Below are 19,105 nucleotides of genomic sequence, written 5' to 3'. Positions count from 1 at the left end.
GCTTCATGCGTGGTCGGCATCGACGGCTCCCATGGTTCCGATGGTTCCGAGGGCTCGCAGGGTGAAGGCGAGCAGCGCGGGGACGGCGTCGGGCCCCCGGCCCGGGTCCGAGAGCGGACCGATGAGCGCTTCGGCGCCCGCACCGACCAGCGCGGCCGCCGTCAACTGGGCGTCCTGCGGCGGCAGTTGCCCATTGCGTACGCCATCGGCGATGTGCTCGGCGAACACGTCGCGGAAGGCGCGGCGGAAGACGAGGCGCTCGGCGTCCACCGCCGGGTCGACCGGCTCGGCGAGCAGCGCGTACGCGAGGCGCGGCGACTTCAGGGCGCGGCGGGCGAACGTCTCGACGACGGCGACGACCCGCTCGGCCGGGCCCTCGCCGGGCCGGTCCGCCGCCTCCCGCACGGCGGCCACCTCACGGGTGACGACGCGCCGGAACAGCTCGACGGACAGCTCGGCCTTGCTGGGGAAGTGCCGGTAGACGCTGCCTGTGGCGATCCCGGCGCGCGCGGCGACGGCGGACATGGAGCAGCCCGCGTAGCCGTGCTCGGCGAGCAGTGCGGTGGCCGCGTCGAGGACGGTGGTGCGCTGGGCGTCGAGGCGGGCCTGGACGGCGGGGGTTCGGCGGTAGGGCACGTAAGAAGTGAAGCACCGATTCAGTGCTTCAACAAGGGTGCGGCGCGAAGACGGGACACGGCTACGACAGACAGCAGGAGGGCGGCGGTTCAGTCGGTCAGGTCGATCCGGATCGTGAGCAGATCGGTGCCGAAGGCGCGGACGGCCGCGCTGTTGTAGCGGGGCAGGGTCTTCAGGCGGGCGCGGGCGTCGTCGTCCGGGAGCAGGTGCGCGGTGCCGGTGTACCAGCGGCCGCCGAGGCGCACGCGGACCTTCGGGTCGGCCTGGATGTTGCGCACGTACTGCGAGGCGAGACCGAACTCGGAGACGAGCCAGAACGAGCCGTCGACGCGGCGCCCGCCGACCGGGGTGCGGCGGGCCAGGCCCGAGGAGCGGCCGGTGGTCTCGATGAGCACCTGGCCCGGCATCCGGGTCGACAGCGGGTTGGCGACCCGGCGCTGGAACGTGGTGACGATGCGGTGTTTGATCTCCTGGGCGCGCTCCATGCCGGCACTGTAGCGGGGGTTGTCCCCCCTATCGATCGACCGGGTGCCCCGATGGCGCCGGGTGGCCCGGTGGACGATCGTCGATCTTCCCGGACAGCACGCGACGGGACCTCAACACGAGGCATACGGGGAGAAGATGACGGTGCGGCACAAGAATCACAAGGCGACGACTGCTTTCCTGGCGCTGGCGCTGGCGGGCGCCGTGGTGACCCCCGCCGCGGCGGCCGGACGGCCTTCCGCCGCCGGGCGGCCGTCCGCCGAGGGCATCTGGCGGGTGACCGGCTACGGCACGGTCCTGTCGATCACGGCCGGGCGGCTGCGGGAGTACCAGACGACGGCGGCCGGCTGCGCGCCGGGCGACACCGCGCGCCGGACGGGGCCGGGCACGTACACGGACGACGAGGGATCGGTCTACACGGTCGGGCCGCAGGAGAAGCCGCACGGAAGACCACAGGGAAGATCACAGGGAAGGTCGCAGGGGACGCTTCGGATCGCCGGTTCGCCCGGGTACCGGGAGCTGCGGCGGCTCGCGGCGCTCCCGGAGGAGTGCGAGCGTCCGCTGCCCGCCGACCCGGTGGCGGCGTTCGATGTCCTCTGGCACTCCTTCGAGGAGAACTACCCCTTCTTCGCGGCCAAGGACATCGACTGGCATGCCGTGCGGGACACCTACCGGCCGAGGATCGACGCCGGTACGACGCGGGACGAACTCTTCGCCGTCTTCAGCGAGATGGTGGCGCCGCTCTACGACGCGCATGTGGCGGTCCTCGACGGCGACCGGCACTTCGCGCGGATCAGGCCGGGCACCACGATGCCGAGCGAGGAACTGGACACCAAGGTCAGGAAGTACGTCGAGCGCCGCGACCTGGGCGGCAGAAAGCTGCGGGAGTTCGCGGGCGGCCGGATCGGCTATGCGGACCTGCCCGGCGGGCAGGGCTATCTGCGCATCTCCGGGTTCGCGGGCTACGCGGGGCAGGAGCGCTCGTACGCCGCGCATCTCGCACAGCTCGACAAGGCGCTGGACGCCGTCCTCACCGCGGAGCGCACGGCCTCGCTCGACGGACTGATCATCGATCTGCGGATCAACGGAGGCGGCTACGACTCGCTCGGCCTGCACGTCGCCGAGCGCCTCACGGACACCCCGTACGTCGCCTACCGCAAACGCACTCAGTACACGCGCCCTCAGCCGATCACGGTGGAGCCGGCGCGCGGTGTCCCGCGCTACACGGGCCCCGTCGCCCTGCTGACGGGCGGTTCGACGGTCAGCGCGGGCGAGACGTTCACCCAGGCGCTCATGGACCGGCCCGGCAGAACGGTCCGTATCGGTGAGGCCACCCAGGGCGTCTTCTCGGACACGATGGACCGCAAGCTCCCGAACGGTATGGCGGTCTGGCTGCCGAACGAGGAGTTCCTGACCCGCTCGGGACGGACCTTCGACGGCTCCGGGATCCCGCCGCGGCTGCGCACGCCTGTCTTCACCGAGGAGGAGTTCGCGAAGAACCGGGACTCGGCCTTCGACGCGGCGGTCGCGGTGCTCGCGCGCGGGGGCCGCGGCCGGTGAAGGACAGGCCCTGAGGGTCCGCGCCGATCCGGGGCCCGGACAGAGGGAGGCCCCGGCCGCGACGGGGGATCACGGCCGGGGCGGCTCGAGGATGAGCACGGATGGCGGTCGCCTCTCGGCGGGGGGCTCCGCAGGGCTTCAGCCGAACGATCTTCCCTGCGGGCTATAGGTGAGGCCCGGGGACACTTTCCATCCGTGCCCACGGTGGGTTCAACGGGCAACAGGTCAAGGTTGTTCCCGGCCACTCCGCGGCCCGGCGTGAGGTACGTCACGGTCCGTGCGCTCTCGTGCCGACCTGTGACGAATGAGCCGTGTTCATGTCGCACTCCGCCGCTCTGTGCCCCTCCCGCGAGGACATAGGGTGCCCTGGTGATCTTCGTCCCGGTTTCCCGTCGGCTGTCCGCCCTGTGCCTCGTCCTGGCCGGCGCCCTGCTGTCCGCCTGTTCATCATCTCCGTCGCCCTCCGAAGCTCCGTCCTCCGCGGCCGCGTCCTCCGACGACGCGTCGCCGCGCCTCGTGCTGCCCACGGCCGACATGGACTTCGACTATCAGATCGGGGGCCCCTACAAGCCGCCCTCCGGGGTACGCGCGGTGTCCCGCGACCGGACCTCGGCGCCGGCCGACGGGCTCTACAACGTCTGCTACGTCAATGCGTTCCAGGCCCAGCCCGACGCGCTGGACTGGTGGAAGAGCAAGCATCCCGACCTGTTGCTGCGCGACGACGACGGCACCGGCGAACTGGTCATCGACGAGGACTGGGACGAGGCGCTCCTCGACATCTCGACCGCGGACAAGCGGGAGCGGCTCGCCGACATCGTCGGGCCGTGGATCGACGGCTGCGCGGACGACGGCTACCAGGCCGTCGAACCCGACAACCTCGACTCCTACGGGCGTTCCGACGATCTGCTGAAGCCCGCGGACGCGGCCGCCTTCGCGAAGCTGCTCGCCGAGCGCGCGCATGACGCGGGGCTCGCCATCGGCCAGAAGAACACGGCCGAACTGCTGGCGCGGCACAAGAAGATGGGCTTCGACTTCGCGGTGGCGGAGGAGTGCGCCCGCTACGACGAGTGCGGGGACTACGCGTCCGCGTACGACGACCGGGTCTTCGTCATCGAGTACCGCGCCGCCGACTTCACGAAGGCCTGCGACACGTGGGGTGAGCAGCTCTCGATCGTGCTGCGGGATCTGGACGTGCGGCCCGCGGGGTCGAAGGGGTACGTGCGCGAGGCCTGCTGACGCGGGTCTTCGGGACAGTCCCTTCAGCGCGTGCGGGGCGCCGCTCCCAGGGCTTCCAGGCGGTGCTGGATCGCCTCCAGCGCGCCGGGGCGGCGGCCGGGGACCTGACGGCGCAGTTCCCTGAGGGCGCCGGCCTGGGACCGGGCGCGGGCCGGGTCCGCGACCTGCTCCCACTGGTGGTGCGCGCGGTCCACGGCGGCCTCGACGTCCTCGTCGGTGCGGGCCTCGCCGCGGGCCAGCCGGGCCTGGGCGACCGCCGTCCACAACTCACAGCTGCGGGGTGGATCCTGGGCGAGCCGCGCCAGGTCCGCCCGCACCTCCAGCCAGTGGATGGCCTGCGGCGAACCGGCGCCGTGCGTGCGCAGCGCCTCGCTCTCCCACATCGCGGCGATCGCGGACGCCTCCCCGTGCCGCCCGGCCTGGGCGGCCGCGAGCAGCGCGGGGTGCGGGTCGCCACCGTCGGCGGGCCGCGCGGCTGCGGTGGTTCTGGGGGCGGGTCTGGGCACGGCCCGGGGCGAAACGGTTCGGTGAGGAGCGGTCCGGGCGGGCTGCGCGGGGGCGGCCTGGGCGGGTGCCTGTGCCGGGGCGGCCGGTGCCGGGGTGGGCTGAGAGGCGGAAGTGGGCGCCGGGGCGACCTGGGCGTTGACGGACGGGGCTTGTACGGCTTGTGCGGGGGCGGCCTGGGCGTACCCGGGTTGGGCCGGAGCGTGCGCAGCTTGAGGCCGAGCGGGCCGGCCCGGAGCGGGTTGGACTGGGGCGGCCTGTACGGGAGCAGCCTGCGCCGGAGCGGCCTGTGAGCCGCCGGTCTGCGCGGGCACGGCCGGGGCCTGAGCAGCCTGGGCGTAGGCGGACTGGGCTTGCGCGGGAGCAGCTGAAGCCTGCACGGCCGGAGCGGGTTGCGCTTGGGGCCGAGCGGGCTGGGCCTGGGCCGGACCGGGCTGGGTGGAGGCGGCCCGGGGCTGAACCACCGGCGCCTGACCCACCGGGGCCTGACCCACGGGCATCTCGCCCACCGGCACCTGCCCCGTCGGCGCCCCGCCCACCGGCCCCTGGACCGGCGTCGACGGTGGGTACTGCGTGTCCTGGGCCAGGAACAGTGCGTTCGGGGGGCCCGTGTGGAGGGAGGCCGCATCGTGCAGAGCGGCCCGCGTGGGGCGCTCGCCGCTGCGCCAGATGTCGGCGCAGGCCCTGAGGTAGGCGGGGGTCAGGACGGTGCGGCGCGGCGGGGGCGGGCAGACGCGCCCGTACAGGCGCACCCCGTGGCCGAGTCCGAGGCCGCCGTCCCGCACGTGCTGCCAGGCGGCCGCGTCGGTGACCAGGTCGAGGACGACGGTGGTGGTGTGCGGGCGCCGCAGGGCCAGTTCGCCGGTGAGCCAGTGCCAGGGCAGGGCGGTGTAGCGCAGCGTGGAGGGGGTGGTGCGGGCCAGCGCGAAGTGGAGCAGGCGCTGGCGGTGGTCGAGATGGAGCTGCCCGGTGACGTACAGGTGGAGCGGTCCGGGCAGCGCGGCGGCGGTACGGATGCGGGTGAGGACGGCCTGTGGGTCGAGCGGGTCGGCGAGTTCGACGACGGTGGCCGCGCTCGTGCCGGTGAGCGCGCTGGGCGGGACGGCCGCGAGCGTCGGCAGCACGGCGGCCGCGTCGATGAGGCATCCCTTGCCCGCGGGCGCGGCCGCGAGCAGCAGCGCCGTCCCCGGCTCGGTGGAATGTGCCTCGTATGTGCCTTGCGCGTTGATCACCCCAGCACCGTAACCGCAATCCGGCGGGGTGCGCGCCCCGTAACAGCACCCCAACTGGTCCTTCTACGGGTGATTTTCAGCCCTTTTACACACCTGGGCAGGTACGGATCAGGACACGCTCGACTCCGTACGCAGCGCCGCGCACAGCCAGTCGTGGGCCGCGCCCGTCGTCGGGGGCGCGGCCGGGTCGACGGCGGCGGCGAACTGCCGGTAGCGGTCCACGGCCCGGTCCGTGGTGCGGGCGAGGAGCAGCCGCAGGTGCCGTCTGAACTCGGCGTTGTCCCGTGCGCGTTGGGCGGCGATCCCGGCATCGGGACGATCGAGAGCTGGCGACGGGTCGTTGGCCGGTGCTGGCCGCTCCCCTGGACGTGGCGAAGGTCCTGGTGCTGGCCGCTCCCCTGGACGTGGCGAAGGTCCTGGTGCGGGCCGCCGCGGACGGGGAGAGCGGCCGGCGCCCGCCGCGCCGCCGGCCGGCTGAGGGTGCGGACTCTCCCCCGGAGTACGAAGCTGAGGGGCATGGACGGACTCGACGGATACCCCTCAGTTGTCGTACACGCGGCGCAGCCCGGCGGGCGGCGGGTCGCCATCCGCGGCGAGGACGCGGGCCTCGCGACCTCGCGGGCGGACGTGGTGGAGTTCCTGCGCCGCGCCGGGCTGCAGGACGCCCCCCTCGACGACCCGGACTTCATCGAATGGCGCGGCGGCGGCAGTGCGATGTGGCCCGCCGGGATCAAGAACCCGGACGACGGGATCTAGGACTCGTACGGGCCTGGCCGGGCCGCGCCGGGCCGGGTCGAGCCCCGTGTACGGGCCTGCGTCTACCGGTAGCTGGTGACGTCGGCGGGCTTGCCGGTGTCCTGGACCTCCACGACGTAGCGCCACGCGTCGGGCCTGCTGCCGTCCAGGTCGGTGAAGCCGTAGACCTGGGCGAGGCCGCCACTGGACAGCGAGGTCCCGTTGTAGCGGCGGGCGTCCGGGTCGGCGGCGAGGGCGGCGACCGCGCGGCCCACGTAGCGCGGGGTCTCGGAGATGGCGAAGTGCGGCTCGGCCCCGAGGGCGTCGCGCCAGGTGTCCTCGGTGACGCCGAACGCGTCGAGCATGATCTCCGAGCGCATCCAGCCGGGCGTGAGCGCCAGGGCGGTGGCGCCGCGCGGGCCGAGTTCGTGGCCGAGGGAGAACGCCATGCGCAGCACGGAGCTCTTGGCGAGGTCGTAGAAGAAGGAGTTGCGGTAGTTCGCGCCGTTGTACTCGGCCGTGCCGTCCGTCATCTCGACGACCAGGCCGCCCGGGTGGCGCAGCAGGAGCGGCAGGGCGAAGTGGCTGGTGACGGCGTGTGTCTCGACGGCGAGGCGGAGCAGCCTGAGGCCCTTGTCGAGGTCGTGCTCCCAGACGGGGGCGTCCCAGGCGAAGAGCTGCTCCCCGCCCCAGATGTCGTTGACGAGGACGTCGAGGCGGCCCTGTTCGGCGTCGACGCGCTCGACGAGGGCGCGGACCTGGTCCTGTTCCAGGTGGTCGGTCGGGACGGCGATACCGCGTCCGCCCGCCGCCGTGACCAGGTCTGCGGTCTCCTCGATGGTTTCGGCACGGTCGTACTCGGAGCGCCGGGCGCGGGTCGTGCGGCCGGTGACGTAGACCGTGGCGCCCGCCGCGCCGAGCTCCACGGCGATGCCGCGGCCCGCGCCGCGGGTCGCTCCCGCGACGAGGGCGACCTTGCCGCCGAGCGGTCCCTGCCGCTGCGCCGGGGTCCCCTGAGGATGGTGCTGCTGCGAGTGCGTCACGTTCGTCTCCCGTGCTGGTTGCCGCGCCGTCCGTCGCGGACTTGTGCCGAGCATGCCCGGGAAACCCGACATCTTCTGTCCGGCTTTCGGCTGCGTCTGCCGTGTCGGCTCAGGACGACGCGTCCGGCTCATCCCCGGGGTGATTGTTACGCTCGGGAACATTGGGTCACCTGTGGCGTCAGGGTCGGCCCGATCCCCCCACACAGCCGTTGCACCTGGAGAACCATGAGCACCACCCTCGCCCCCGCCGACCTGCACGCCCGGCCCGCCGACGGCACCCTCGTCGTGGATGTGCGCGCACCCGGCGAGTACGCGTCCGGACACGTGCCCGGCGCGGTCAACGTGCCGGCGGAGCACCTCGACACCCTGCTGCCCGATCTGCGGGCCGCGGCCGAGCGGCGGGATCTGGTCGTCGTGTGCGCGGCCGGTCAGCGCTCGGCCGCCGCCTGCGCGAAGCTCGCCGACGCGGGCGTCGAGGCCGTCGGGCTCGCGGGCGGCACGCGGGCCTGGGCCGCCGAGGGGCTGCCGGTCGACTCGGCCGCGCGCGCGGGCCGCACCGTGTGGGCCATGGACCGCCAGGTCCGGTTCGCCGCCGGTTCGCTCGTCCTGCTCGGTCTCGCCCTCGGGCGGCGTGCGCCGAAGGCCCGCCTGCTGGCCGCCGGAATCGCGTCCGGCCTGGTGTACTCCGGGCTGAGCAACACCTGCGGCATGGCGGCGATGCTGGGCCGGCTGCCGTTCAACCGGCCCGAGCCGGGCGCGCTGGACGAGGCGCGCGCGGCATTGCGCGGCTGAGCGGGGATCCCGCGGCGCCGGAGGCTGTCGTCGAGCAAGCACACGGCAGCACGCACGCGGCCGGCACCCACGCGGCAGGACACACACGACAGCACGTACGCGCAAGTACGCGGTAGAACGCACACGCCCGACCGTCCCGGCGGCCCCGCCGGGACGGCGGCCCCGCCGGGACGGCGGCGTCAGGCGGCGCGCCGGGCGCGTGACCCGTGGCGGCGCACGAGATCCGCGTACCGGTGGCCGCTGCCCTTGATGGTGCGCACCTGCGTCGCGTAGTCGACGTGGACGAGGCCGAAGCGCTTGTCGTAGCCGTAGGCCCACTCGAAGTTGTCGAGCAGCGACCACGCGAAGTACCCGGCGAGCGGGGCGCCCTTGCGGGCGGCTCGGGCGCAGGCGGCGATGTGGTTCACGAGGTACTCCTCGCGATCCGGGTCGTCCACGGTGCCGTCGGGGCGTACGACGTCGGGGAAGGCCGAGCCGTTCTCGGTGACGTAGAGCTTGCGGGCGCCGTATTCGTGGGTGAGGCGGAGCAGCAGCGTCTCGATGCCGTTCGCGTCGACCTCCCAGTCCATGCCGGTGCGCGGGACGCCGAGCCGGCGCACCGCGTCCGCGTACGGAGCCGGGCCCGCGGGGTGGTCGGCGATCGTGGACGGGAAGTAGTAGTTGAGGCCCAGCCAGTCCAGCGGCTCGGCGATGGTCTTCAAGTCGCCCGGCTTCTCGGGGAGTTCGACGCCGTAGACCTCGACCATGTCGGCGGGGAAGCCGCGGCCGTGCACCGGGTCGAGCCACCAGCGGTTGGCGTGGCCGTCCATGCGGTGGGCCGCGGCGATGTCCTCCGGGCGGTCGGTGGCGGGCTCGACCTGGGCGAGGTTGTTGACGATGCCGATCTCGGCGCCGGGGACGGCCGCGCGGATCGCCTGCGTGGCCAGGCCGTGGCCGAGCAGCAGGTGGTACGAGGCCTGGACGGCGGCGGTCAGGTCGGTCCAGCCGGGCGCCATCCGGCCTTCGAGGTGACCGATCCAGGCCGAGCACAGCGGTTCGTTGAGCGGCGTCCAGTGCTTCACGCGGTCGCCGAGCCGCTCCGCGACGACGGCGGAGTAGGCGGCGAAGTGCTCGGTGGTCTCGCGCGCCGGCCAGCCGCCCCGGTCCTGGAGCACCTGCGGCAGGTCCCAGTGGTAGAGGGTGACCGAGGGGGTGATGCCCTCGGCGAGCAGGGCGTCGATGATCTGGTCGTAGAAGTCGAGACCCTTGGCGTTGACAGCGCCGTCGCCGCCGGGCATCACGCGCGGCCAGGCGACGGACAACCGGTAGGCGTTGGTGCCCAGTTGCCGCATCAGGGCGATGTCGTCGCGCCACCGGTGGTAGTGGTCGCAGGCGATGTCGCCGTGGTCATCGTTGTCGATCTTGCCGGGGGTGTGCGAGAAGGTGTCCCAGATCGAGGGCGAGCGGCCGTCCTCGGCGACGGCGCCCTCGATCTGGTACGCCGATGTGGCGGTGCCCCACAGGAAGTCGTGCGGGAAGGCGGCGAGGTCAACGGGGTCGGACACAGGGTTCCTTTCACAAGAACGTGCGCTGGTACGGGGGTCGGTCACTTCACGGCGCCGGCGGTCAGACCGGTGACGAGGTAGCGCTGCAGCAGCAGGAAGCCGGCGACGACGGGCACGCTGACCACCAGGGAGGCGGCCATGATCTGGTTCCAGTACACGTCGTTGAGGTTGGCGTAGGCGCCGAGGCCGACCGAGAGGGTGCGGGTCGTGTCGTTCGTCATGACGGAGGCGAAGAGCACTTCGCCCCAGGCCGTCATGAACGAGTAGACGGCGACCGCGACGATGCCGGGGATCGCGGCCGGCACGATGATCCGGAAGAGGGCGCCGAGCGGACCGCAGCCGTCGACGAGGGCGGCCTCGTCGAGATCGCGGGGCACCGACTCGAAGTATCCGATCAGCATCCAGATCGAGAACGGCAGCGTGAAGGTCATGTAGGTGAGGATCAGCCCGCCGCGCGAGCCGAACAGGGCGATCCCGGTGGCGTTGCCGATGTTGACGTAGATCAGGAACAGCGGCAGCAGGAAGAGGATGCCGGGAAGCATCTGCGTGGACAGGACGGTCACGGTGAAGACGCGCTTGCCGCGGAAGCGGTAGCGGCTGACCGCGTAGGCGGCGAAGACGGCGATGACGACCGAGCAGGCCGTCGCCACGCCCGCCACGATCACCGAGTTCATGAAGTACTTGGCGAGCGGGACGGTCGACCAGATGTCGATGTAGGGGCGGATGGTCAGCCCGCTGGGGATCCAGCGGAACTCGCCCTGGACGTCCTCGAGCGGCTTGAGCGAGCTGGACACCATGACGAACACGGGCAGCAGCACGAAGGCGCTGAGCAGGGTCAGGAAGATCCGCCGGCCCCAGGTGAACGAGGGCGGCGCGGCCATCGGCGACCGGTGCCGCCCGGGGACGGCGGCCTGGGTGTCAGGCATCGGCGGCCTTCCTTCCTCGTGAGGTGAGCGCGAGGTACACGCCCGTCACGACGAGCAGGAACAGCAGGAGCAGGACGGACATGGCGGACCCGCTGCCGAAGTTCCAGGTGACGAACGACGATTGGTAGATGTGCACCGAGATCAGGTCCGCCGCCTCGGGCGCCGCCTTGCCGAACATCACGTACGGCGTGTTGAAGTCGTTGAACGTCCACAGGAACAGGACGAGCACGAGGACCTGGTTGACCGGGCGGAGCGAGGGCAGGGTGATGCGGCGCAGCTGCTGCCAGAGTCCGGCGCCGTCGAGGGCGGCGGCCTCGTACATCTCCCTGGGGATGTTCTGCAGTCCGGCCATCACGATGAGGAAGGCGAACGGCCAGCCCTTCCAGACGGAGACCGTGAGCAGCGCGTAGAAGCTGTTGTCGCCGATCAGCCAGAACGACGGCTTGTCGGTGACGCCGAGCTGGTCGTGCAGGACGTGGTTCACCAGGCCGTTGTCGTGCTGGAACATGAACACCCAGGTGATCACGGCGGCGTAGACGGGCAGCGCGTACGGGATCAGGAACAGGGCGCGCAGGATGCCGCGTCCCTTGAACGTCTCCTGCATGTAGACCGCGGCCGCCGTGCCGATCGCCCAGCACAGGCCGACCGAGAGGACGGTGAACAGGCAGGTGACGAAGAAGGAGTGGAGCAGGGCCTGGCCGACGGGGGCGTCGAAGTCGACGGCCACCTTGAAGTTGTCGAGTCCGGCCCACGGGGCGGTGCCCCAGTCGCGGATGTAGAACTGGGTGAGCTCCCGGAAGCTCATCACGATGCCGATGACCATCGGGATCAGATGCACGAGGAGTTCGAGGGCCAGGGCCGGCAGAAGCAGCAGGTACGGCAGGCCGATCCGGCGGATCCGCCCGGGGCGGCGGCTCTTGCCGCGCGCCGCCCCGGGGGAGTTCTTGCCGACGGCCCGCCCCTCCCCCGCCTCGGCGGGGGTGGTGGCGGTCGTGGTCATGACGGTCTCCGCACTCACTTAGTCGGCATCGACTGCTGGGCCTTGGTCAGCGCGGCCTTCACGGACTCCGTGGTGACCGGCTTGCCGGCGGCGGCGTCCGCGAAGAGCTCCTTCACGGCCGTGCCGACGGCGGTCTCGAACTGCGATTCGTCCGCGACCTGCGGCAGCGGGGCCGCACTCTTGGCGAGGGTGTCCTTGACGACGGACGTGGACGGCGTACCGAACGCCGGGTCCGCCTGGGCGCCCTTGACCGGCGGGACCGAGCCGTAGGCCTTGTTGAGGAGCTTCGACTCCTCGTCGCTGGTCATGAACTTGACGAACTTCGTGGCGCCGTCGAGGTTCTTGGTGTTCTTGAAGACGGCGATGTTGATGCCGGCGACCATGGAGTTGATGTTCCGGTCCGGGCCGGGGGCACCGGACTGCACGGGCGCGGGCACGACGCCCCACTCGTCGTCCTTCATCCCCTGCGACGCGAAGGTGGACGCGGCGGCCTGCCAGAGCACCATCGCGGTCTTGCCCTTGGAGAAGTCGCTCAGGGACTGGTTCTGCGCGTACTCGGCGTTGCCGGGCGCGATGATCTTGTCCTTGGCCATCAGGTCGACGTACTGCTTCACGGCCGCGACCGCGCCGTCGGAGGTGAAGTCCGGCTTGCCGTCGGCGGTGAACCAGTCGGCGCCGTGCTGCTTGGCGAGGACGAAGATCTGGTGGATGTTGTTGGACAGGTTCGAACCCTCGGCGGCCAGGCCCCACTTGCCGTTCTTGGAGATCTTCTTGCCGTCGGCGACGATCTCGTCCCAGGTCGTCGGGGGCTCGGATATCCCCGCGTCCTTGAACATCTTCTTGTTGTAGAAGAGCGCGTAGGAGAGGGAGTACAGCGGTACCGCCGCGGGGTCCTTGCCCTCGGCGCCGGCCGACTGGACCGCGGACTCGACGAACCGGTCCTTGCCGCCGATCTTCTCGAAGTTCTTCGCGTCCCACGGCAGCAGCGCGCCGCTGGCCTGGAGCGAGGCGCTCCAGGAGTTGCCGATGTTGAGGACGTCGGGGCCCTGGCCCGACGTGGTCGCGGTCAGGATCCGGTTGAGCAGGTCCGACCACGGGATGACCTCGAGCTTGACCTTGATGCCGGTCTGCTTCTCGAACTTGTCGATCTCGGGCTGGAGGACCTTCTTGTCGACCGCGATGCTGGGGCCCTGGTTCGACGCCCAGTACGTGAGGGTCTTCGGGGAGTCGTTGGACCCGCCGCCCGAGGACGAGCCACCGCCGCAGGCGGTCGCGGCGAGGGCGAGCGAGAGGGTGGCGGCGCCGACGGCTGCGGCTCGGATTCTGCTCATGGCTCCAGGTGTCCCTTATCCGGAGGAACCCCGACCGCGTTCACACAGGCTCATCGACTGCGAGTCGTCTGCGACTTCAAGTAGTGAACGCCCTCAGGGCTTAATTTAGGCTGTGAGTTAAGCCGCACAGGAAGAGGGCGTCAAGGGATCGCACACGGGTATCTTGCGCGAAGCGGGGGTTGTTGGCGTCTTGACGGCGCAGGGAGAGGGAGATCATGGCCGGGCGGAACGGGCGTACGGTGCACGACCTGCGGCGCGAGAATCGCGCGGCCCTATTGCAACAGTTGTATTTCGATGGGCCACTGAGCCGGTACGAGCTGGGCCCGGCCACCGGGCTGAGTTCAGGTTCCGTCAGCAATGTGGTGGCCGAGCTGGCTTCCGAGGGGCTGGTGGAGGAGGCGGGCAGTGTCGAGTCCGACGGCGGCCGGCCGCGCACGCTGCTGCGGATCGCGCCGGACAGCGGCCTCCTTATCGGCGTGGACGTCGGGGAGAACCTGGTCCGCGTCGAGCTGTTCGACCTGGTCCTGACCGAACTCGCCCGCGTGGAGCGGCGGTTGGCGGTGCGGGACCGGTACGACGTCGATCTCGTGGTGCGGCACATCCGCGACGGCGTCGCGGACGTCCTCGCGGCGGCGGACGCGGATCCCGGGCACCTGCTCGGGGTGGGCGTCGGTGTGCCCGGCATCGTCGCGTGGGACCCGGAGCGCGGGGCGGTGGTGCACGGGCAGACGATCGGCTGGCGGGCGGTGGAGCTGGAGCGGCTGCTGCGCGAGGGTTCCCAACTCCCCCAGGCGGTCCCGTACTTCATCGACAACGGCGCCAAGACGCTCGGCCAGGCGGAGATGTGGTTCGGGGCCGGGCGGGGGGCCGGCAGCGCGGTGGTGGTGCTGTTCGGCTCGGGCGTCGGGGCGTGCGTGGTCGCCGAGGACGGGGCCGAGGGGCGGGCCGTGGAGTGGGGACATCTGACGGTACGGGTGCGCGGGCGGCGCTGCCGGTGCGGGGCGCTCGGCTGCCTGGAGGCGTACGCCGGGGCACAGGCGCTCGTCGAGCGGTGGCGGGAGGCGGGCGGGGCGCCGAGCGGGCACGGCGGCGAGGAGGCGGCCCTGACCGAGCTCCTGGAGACCGCGTACGGCGACGGACTTCCCGGCGCCTCCGAGCTGGACCGGGCGCTGGCCCTCTCGGTCCTGGAGGAGACCGCCGAGTACCTCGGCGCGGGCCTGTCCGATCTGATCAACCTCTTCCAGCCGGAGCGCATCCTGATCGGCGGCTGGGCGGGCCTGCGGCTCGGGCCGCGCTTCCTGGAATCGGTGCGGCGGCACATCGGGACGTACGCCCTCGACTATCCGGTGGGGCGCGTCGGCGTGGAGCTGGGCCGCCTCGGCCCCGACGCGGTGACCGTCGGCGCGGCCACGCTGCCGCTCGCGGGTTTCTTCGCCCGCGGCGGCCGACGCGCCGAACCGGCACCGCCCCAGGAACTCGCGGGCTGGCGCCGGGCGTTGGTGGCGCGACGGGGAGTACGGGGCCGGGTTCCGGCGACGGGAGGCCAGGGGGTGGGACAGTGAGAGGGGGCGTCTGATCTGCAAGCGCTTTCGACTGCCGTGTTTCCATGAGGCGTGCGAGAGATCACCCATACCTCGGAACTGCTGGTCAGGCCGCGTGCCCCCGAAGACCTCGCGGCGTGTGTCGCCGCGCTGGCCGCAGTACACGCACGGGACGGCTATCCCGTCAACTGGCCCTCGGATGCGGCCCGTTGGCTGGCCAGTGACGGAAGCGGGACGGCCTGGGTCGCGCAGTGGGGCGACCGGGTCGTCGGGCATGTGGCGCTGGTGCCGCCGGACGGGGGCGATGTGTCGCCGTCCCTGGTCCCGGCGGGCACCGAGGTGGCTGTCGTCAGCCGGCTGTTCGTCGACCCCGCGGCCCGGGGGCACCGGATCGGTGCACTGCTGCTCGACCGGGCCGCGCGAGAGGCCCGGCAGGGCGGGGCCCGCGCCGTCCTCGACGTCGTCACGACCGACACCGCGGCCGTCGCCCTGTACGAACGCCTCGGCTGGGAGTTCCTCGCCGTGGGCCAACAGGATTGGGGGCCCGGCGAGTTGGTCGACGTACGGTGTTACGCGGCGCCGCCCGCCTGACGGGCCCGCCCATGTCCGACGTACCCCACACCCAAGGAGCCCCGATGACGCAGGTCGCGCCCGCCCGTTCGGCGAAGCAGCGCAAGCAGGACACGCTCGCCCGGCTGGAGACGGACATCGACGCGTGGGTGGCGACGGCCGGGCCGGAGGGCGGCCGGCCTCATCTGATGCCGCTGTCGTTCCTGTGGCAGGACGGCAGCGTCTATGTGTCGACCCGTGCCACGAACCCGCTCGCCCGTAACCTCGTCGCCACCGGAAAGGTGCAGCTCACCCTCGGGAACACCCGGGACGTCGTACGGATCGAGGGCGAGAGCGAGGCGCTGGGCGAGGACGAGATCTCCCCCGCACTGGCTGACGAGTTCGCCGTGCGGACCGATTTCGACCCGCGCGCGATCGACGGCCGGTATCTGTACTTCCGGATCCGCCCCCTGCTGATCCAGGCCTGGCGCGAGGTGAACGAGCTCGCCGGCCGGGACCTGATGCGCGACGGCGCGTGGCTCGCCACGGACTGACACACGTGTGCCCCCACCGCACGAGACGGTGAGGGCACACGAGACGGTGAGGGGCACAGCGGGCGTCGCGGGATGCGTCAGCCGACCGGGGCCGGCTCCTTCTCCCCGACGGTGTCGGCGTCACCGGTGCCAGCGTCACCGGCGTCGCCGGAGGCCGTGTTCTCGGCGTGCCAGTCGGCGTTGTCGGCGAGCGGCTTCTCCTTCAGGACGAAGGCGAGGACCAGGCCGACCGCGAAGACGGGCAGCAGATACAGGAAGATCGGGACGAGCGCTTCCTGGTAGGAGTTGACGACCGTCTCGCGCAGATCCGCCGGGAGGGCGCGGACCAGGGCGGGCGTGAGCGAGTCACTGTCGCCGATCTTGGCGGCGGCCTCCGCCGGAAGGCCGGCGGACAGCTTGTCGGTGAGGCGGCTGGCGAACACGGCGCCGACGACGGCGACGCCGAGCGTCGCGCCGATCTCCCGGAAGAAGTTGTTCGCGGAGGTCGCGGTGCCGACCTCCGAGGCCGGGAAGTCGTTCTGCACGGCGAGCACCAGGGTCTGCATCATGAGGCCGACACCGGCGCCCGCGAGACCGACGTACACGCACACGAGCCAGACCGGGTCGGACACGTCGAGCGTCGACATCAGGTATGCGACGAGCATGATGAGGGCGGTGCCGACGATCGGGTAGATCTTGTAGCGGCCCGTCTTGGACATGATCGCGCCGGACGGCAGCGCGGTGGCCATGATGCCGACGACCATGGGGATCAGCAGCAGCCCGGACTCGGTGGCGGACTTGCCGTAGACCATCTGCAGATACGTGGGCATGTAGCCGACGATCGCGAACATGCCGAGGCCGATGACGATCATGCCGAGCAGCGTGGCCACGTTGAAGATCGGGCTGCGGAAGAGGTGCGGCGGGATGACCGGCTCGTCGGCGCGCTTCTCCACGACGAAGAACAGGATCCAGGCGGCCACCGCGCCGATGCCGAGGCCGATGACCAGCGGGTCGGACCAGTCGTACTGGGTGCCGCCCCAGCTCGCGAACAGGACGGTGCAGGTGACGGCGGCGGCCATGAGCGCGGTGCCGAGGTAGTCGAGCGTGACCTTGACCGCCTTGCGCGGCAGCTTGATCACGACAGCGGCGACGAAGAACGCGAGGACACCGAGGGGCAGGTTGATCCAGAACGCCCAGCGCCAGGAGTGCTCGTCGGTGAACCAGCCGCCCAGCAGAGGTCCGACGACGGAGGACAGACCGAAGACGGCGCCCATCGGCGCCATGTACTTGGCCCGCTCACGCGGCGGCACCAGGTCGGCGATGATCGCCTGCGAGGTGATCATGAGGCCGCCGCCACCGAGGCCCTGGAGGGCGCGGCCCGCGATCAACGTGCCCATGTTCTGGGCGAGTCCGCAGACCACCGAGCCCACCAGGAACAGGGCTATGCCGGCGAGGAAGATGTTCTTGCGGCCCATGAGGTCGCCGAGCTTGCCGTAGACGGGCATGCCGATGGTGGCGGCGAGGATGTACGCGGTGGTGATCCACGCCATGTGCTCGATGCCGTTGAGCTCGCCGACGATGGTCGGCAGCGCGGTGGACACGATGGTCTGGTCGAGGGCGCCGAGCAGCATGGTCAGCATCAGCGCGGCGAAGATCAGCCCGAAGTTGGCCGGCTTGGCGGTGGCCTCGGCGCCGCCCTCCGGTCCGGTGTCGATGCCCTCGGCTGCGGGGGCGTGCGTCATTGCGTGGTTCTCCGATGTACGGGTGTGGATGGTTCGGGGACCGTGCGGCGCGGGGAGAGCGGGGCCGCGTACGGGTACTGCGGGGTTCGGGGAGCAATGCGTGGGTGGCCGGACGCGCGGGGGTCCGGTCACACGGGTGGCGCCTACTTCACCGCGGCCCGCCCGAGCAGGGCGCGCAGCGCGGTGAAGGAGTCGCGCACGCAGGCGGCGGGTCCGGCCCCGTCGTGCAGGTCGCTCGTCCGCGACCACTGCTTCAGCGCGCTGCGGACGGTCGCCATGGCGATGCCCGCGAGGAGTTCGGCGCTCTCGCCGTCGGCCGGGGTGCCGGTGCGCCGGGCGATGGTGCCTGCGAGGTCGCGTTCCACCGCTTCGCACTGGGCGAGGAAGGTGGCGAGGACGGACGGCACGCCTTCGGCGATGCGCAGGATGTCCTCCATCTCCCGGGGGCTCTGTGCGGCCTCCTGGAGGTGGTCGGCGAGCACGTCGCCGAGGTCGCGCAGGACGGCGTCGGTGTCCTGTCCCGTCCCCTCGGCGAACCGGTCGGCGAGTGCGGCCGGCAGGCTGCCGGGCAGGGCGAACAGCGCGGCTTCCTTGCTGGGGAAGTAGTTGAAGAAGGTACGGGGCGAGACCCCGGCCTCCGTGCTGATCATGTCGACCGTGACGTGCGCGAAGCCCAGTTCGCGGACGAGCCGCACGGTGGCGGCGTGCAGTTCGGCCCGCGTGCGGCGGCGCCTGCGCGCGCGCAGCCCCTCGGTGGGGGCGGTCTGCTGCGGGTCGGTGGTGAGCACGTCGAGGATTCTTGCACACCGTGCAAACTTGCGGCCGCTGCACCCCTGCGGCCTGCGCATGCAGAGAGCACGCCATCCGGGATAGCCTTTTATGTCTGCATTGCCAGGACAAGACCCGCATAAGACAGGATTGCCCTGTATCGCGGCAACGAACTGGGGATTCCGATGCGCGTACGTCGTGCCACAGCAGCCACGGTCACCGCAGTCGCCCTGACGGCTCTGACCGCATCGACCGCCCTCGTCGCCCCGGCCGCCTCGGCCGGTACCGCCACGGCCGCAAAACCGGCGCCCTGCGCCGAGAAGAACCTGACCGTGCGCGCCGAGCCGTCCGACGACAGTGACGGCGTGCTCAGGCTGAGCGTGCGCAACGACTCGGCGCGGGCCTGCCTCGTCGACCGCGTTCCGACGGTCACGTACGGCGATCTGGACGGGGCGGCCCTTCCGGTGCCGACCGTGCGGCACGCCGGACGGTCCCTCGCCCCGCACACCACCGTGTACGCGGCGGTCCTCTCGCTGTCGGACTCGAAGGACGCCGACGACGAGGCCCGCACCGTCATGTCCCTGCACGTGGCCGCCGTCCCGGACCATGACGGGCGCACGTTCCAAGTGCTGAAGCTGGGTGCCCCGGCCGGGCTGGCCGTCTACGATCCGGTGACGACGCTGTGGCAGTCGTCCCCGCACCGGGCCACGCAGGTGCTCCTGGAGGAGACGACCGGCCGGGGCATCATCGCCGCCTGAGACCTGTACCGGCTGGGGCCGAGGACCCACGGGCCGCCGCGCGTCAAGGGTGTCGAGCGGGAATGCTGCGGCAGGGACCTCTTTCCGTCACTTCCTGAATCGCCGCCCGCCGCCAACTGCCCATTGTGTGCGTTTTGTTGGTACTGCTCCCCCGTAATCACGGCGAACTTCGGTCACAACTCTTGACGCCCG

18 protein-coding genes are annotated in these 19,105 nt (G+C 71.7%); 8 read left to right on the top strand and 10 right to left on the bottom strand.

Features of this window, described 5'->3' with window-relative positions:
* Positions 1–3: 3 nt before the first annotated feature.
* The gene (locus ABD366_RS12545) at positions 4–636 is read right to left on the bottom strand and encodes a TetR/AcrR family transcriptional regulator (RefSeq protein ID WP_324775959.1); all 633 of its coding nucleotides are present in this window, start codon (positions 634–636) and stop codon (positions 4–6) included.
* Between the two features lie 89 nt (positions 637–725).
* Positions 726–1,121, bottom strand: a complete 396-nt coding sequence (locus ABD366_RS12540; RefSeq protein ID WP_324775961.1) for a nitroreductase/quinone reductase family protein — start codon at positions 1,119–1,121, stop codon at positions 726–728.
* A 136-nt stretch (positions 1,122–1,257) separates the two neighbouring features.
* Between ABD366_RS12540 and ABD366_RS12535 the strand changes: the two genes are divergently transcribed.
* Both ABD366_RS12535 and ABD366_RS12530 read left to right on the top strand, forming a co-directional pair.
* Complete coding sequence (locus ABD366_RS12535; RefSeq protein ID WP_411293880.1) at positions 1,258–2,679, top strand: S41 family peptidase; 1,422 nt, start codon at positions 1,258–1,260, stop codon at positions 2,677–2,679.
* 369 nt (positions 2,680–3,048) lie between these two features.
* Complete coding sequence (locus ABD366_RS12530) at positions 3,049–3,915, top strand: endo alpha-1,4 polygalactosaminidase (protein WP_324775965.1); 867 nt, start codon at positions 3,049–3,051, stop codon at positions 3,913–3,915.
* 23 nt (positions 3,916–3,938) lie between these two features.
* On the opposite strand, the gene ABD366_RS12525 is transcribed toward ABD366_RS12530, so the two are convergent.
* Positions 3,939–5,651, bottom strand: coding sequence for a hypothetical protein (locus ABD366_RS12525; RefSeq protein WP_324775967.1), 1,713 nt, complete (start codon positions 5,649–5,651; stop codon positions 3,939–3,941).
* 516 nt (positions 5,652–6,167) lie between these two features.
* Between ABD366_RS12525 and ABD366_RS12520 the strand changes: the two genes are divergently transcribed.
* Positions 6,168–6,407 carry a hypothetical protein gene (locus tag ABD366_RS12520; protein ID WP_324775969.1) on the top strand — a complete coding sequence of 80 codons (240 nt, stop codon included), beginning with the start codon at positions 6,168–6,170 and terminating at the stop codon, positions 6,405–6,407.
* Positions 6,408–6,469: 62 nt separating this feature from the next.
* Here ABD366_RS12520 and ABD366_RS12515 read toward each other — a convergent pair whose 3' ends face one another.
* Positions 6,470–7,429 carry an SDR family oxidoreductase gene (locus ABD366_RS12515; RefSeq protein ID WP_324775971.1) on the bottom strand — a complete coding sequence of 320 codons (960 nt, stop codon included), beginning with the start codon at positions 7,427–7,429 and terminating at the stop codon, positions 6,470–6,472.
* A gap of 225 nt (positions 7,430–7,654) precedes the next feature.
* Between ABD366_RS12515 and ABD366_RS12510 the strand changes: the two genes are divergently transcribed.
* Positions 7,655–8,221 carry a rhodanese-like domain-containing protein gene (locus tag ABD366_RS12510; RefSeq protein ID WP_324775973.1) on the top strand — a complete coding sequence of 189 codons (567 nt, stop codon included), beginning with the start codon at positions 7,655–7,657 and terminating at the stop codon, positions 8,219–8,221.
* A gap of 179 nt (positions 8,222–8,400) precedes the next feature.
* Here ABD366_RS12510 and ABD366_RS12505 read toward each other — a convergent pair whose 3' ends face one another.
* Genes ABD366_RS12505 through ABD366_RS12490 form a run of 4 tightly spaced genes read right to left on the bottom strand, consistent with a single transcriptional unit; the run spans position 8,401 to position 13,022 of the window.
* Positions 8,401–9,765, bottom strand: a complete 1,365-nt coding sequence (locus ABD366_RS12505) for a GH1 family beta-glucosidase (RefSeq protein ID WP_324775452.1) — start codon at positions 9,763–9,765, stop codon at positions 8,401–8,403.
* Positions 9,766–9,806: 41 nt separating this feature from the next.
* Complete coding sequence (locus ABD366_RS12500; protein ID WP_324775450.1) at positions 9,807–10,691, bottom strand: carbohydrate ABC transporter permease; 885 nt, start codon at positions 10,689–10,691, stop codon at positions 9,807–9,809.
* Positions 10,684–11,691 (bottom strand): carbohydrate ABC transporter permease, encoded by a 1,008-nt coding sequence (locus ABD366_RS12495; protein WP_324775448.1) that lies wholly within the window; start codon positions 11,689–11,691, stop codon positions 10,684–10,686. Before ABD366_RS12495 ends, ABD366_RS12500 begins: the two co-directional genes overlap by 8 nt.
* Before the next feature lie 14 nt (positions 11,692–11,705).
* Positions 11,706–13,022, bottom strand: a complete 1,317-nt coding sequence (locus ABD366_RS12490; RefSeq protein ID WP_324775446.1) for an ABC transporter substrate-binding protein — start codon at positions 13,020–13,022, stop codon at positions 11,706–11,708.
* Between the two features lie 215 nt (positions 13,023–13,237).
* Here ABD366_RS12490 and ABD366_RS12485 point away from each other — a divergent pair, with 215 nt between their 5' ends.
* The 3 genes from ABD366_RS12485 to ABD366_RS12475 are packed head-to-tail and all read left to right on the top strand — an operon-like array spanning position 13,238 to position 15,666.
* Positions 13,238–14,584: an ROK family transcriptional regulator gene (locus tag ABD366_RS12485; protein WP_324775444.1), complete on the top strand. Its 1,347-nt coding sequence runs from the start codon at positions 13,238–13,240 to the stop codon at positions 14,582–14,584.
* A 51-nt stretch (positions 14,585–14,635) separates the two neighbouring features.
* Positions 14,636–15,154, top strand: a complete 519-nt coding sequence (locus ABD366_RS12480; RefSeq protein WP_324775442.1) for a GNAT family N-acetyltransferase — start codon at positions 14,636–14,638, stop codon at positions 15,152–15,154.
* Between the two features lie 44 nt (positions 15,155–15,198).
* Complete coding sequence (locus tag ABD366_RS12475; RefSeq protein ID WP_324775440.1) at positions 15,199–15,666, top strand: pyridoxamine 5'-phosphate oxidase family protein; 468 nt, start codon at positions 15,199–15,201, stop codon at positions 15,664–15,666.
* A 77-nt stretch (positions 15,667–15,743) separates the two neighbouring features.
* Here ABD366_RS12475 and ABD366_RS12470 read toward each other — a convergent pair whose 3' ends face one another.
* Together ABD366_RS12470 and ABD366_RS12465 are read right to left on the bottom strand one after the other, a co-directional pair.
* Entirely contained in the window at positions 15,744–17,387 is a 1,644-nt protein-coding gene (locus ABD366_RS12470; protein ID WP_324775438.1) for an MDR family MFS transporter, read from the bottom strand.
* A 143-nt stretch (positions 17,388–17,530) separates the two neighbouring features.
* The gene (locus ABD366_RS12465; protein WP_324775436.1) at positions 17,531–18,175 is read right to left on the bottom strand and encodes a TetR/AcrR family transcriptional regulator; all 645 of its coding nucleotides are present in this window, start codon (positions 18,173–18,175) and stop codon (positions 17,531–17,533) included.
* 165 nt (positions 18,176–18,340) lie between these two features.
* Between ABD366_RS12465 and ABD366_RS12460 the strand changes: the two genes are divergently transcribed.
* Complete coding sequence (locus ABD366_RS12460; protein ID WP_324775434.1) at positions 18,341–18,913, top strand: DUF4232 domain-containing protein; 573 nt, start codon at positions 18,341–18,343, stop codon at positions 18,911–18,913.
* Positions 18,914–19,105: the final 192 nt, after the last annotated feature.

The organism is Streptomyces kunmingensis (assembly GCF_039533535.1).
GTDB classification, from domain to species: domain Bacteria; phylum Actinomycetota; class Actinomycetes; order Streptomycetales; family Streptomycetaceae; genus Streptomyces; species Streptomyces kunmingensis.
Note: the sequence above shows the minus strand (reverse complement) of the source record. Positions and strands in the feature narration are given on the sequence as shown.

What these genes read in the sequence shown, in the direction of transcription:
- ABD366_RS12510 (WP_324775973.1), top strand. Translation starts at nt 7,655, where the DNA reads ATGAGCACCACCCTCGCCCCCGCCGACCTGCACGCCCGGCCCGCCGAC.
- ABD366_RS12520 (WP_324775969.1), top strand. Translation starts at nt 6,168, where the DNA reads ATGGACGGACTCGACGGATACCCCTCAGTTGTCGTACACGCGGCGCAG.
- ABD366_RS12535 (WP_411293880.1), top strand. Translation starts at nt 1,258, where the DNA reads ATGACGGTGCGGCACAAGAATCACAAGGCGACGACTGCTTTCCTGGCG.
- ABD366_RS12490 (WP_324775446.1), bottom strand. Translation starts at nt 13,022, where the DNA reads ATGAGCAGAATCCGAGCCGCAGCCGTCGGCGCCGCCACCCTCTCGCTC.
- ABD366_RS12475 (WP_324775440.1), top strand. Translation starts at nt 15,199, where the DNA reads ATGACGCAGGTCGCGCCCGCCCGTTCGGCGAAGCAGCGCAAGCAGGAC.
- ABD366_RS12500 (WP_324775450.1), bottom strand. Translation starts at nt 10,691, where the DNA reads ATGCCTGACACCCAGGCCGCCGTCCCCGGGCGGCACCGGTCGCCGATG.
- ABD366_RS12495 (WP_324775448.1), bottom strand. Translation starts at nt 11,691, where the DNA reads ATGACCACGACCGCCACCACCCCCGCCGAGGCGGGGGAGGGGCGGGCC.
- ABD366_RS12470 (WP_324775438.1), bottom strand. Translation starts at nt 17,387, where the DNA reads ATGACGCACGCCCCCGCAGCCGAGGGCATCGACACCGGACCGGAGGGC.
- ABD366_RS12540 (WP_324775961.1), bottom strand. Translation starts at nt 1,121, where the DNA reads ATGGAGCGCGCCCAGGAGATCAAACACCGCATCGTCACCACGTTCCAG.
- ABD366_RS12485 (WP_324775444.1), top strand. Translation starts at nt 13,238, where the DNA reads ATGGCCGGGCGGAACGGGCGTACGGTGCACGACCTGCGGCGCGAGAAT.
- ABD366_RS12460 (WP_324775434.1), top strand. Translation starts at nt 18,341, where the DNA reads ATGCGCGTACGTCGTGCCACAGCAGCCACGGTCACCGCAGTCGCCCTG.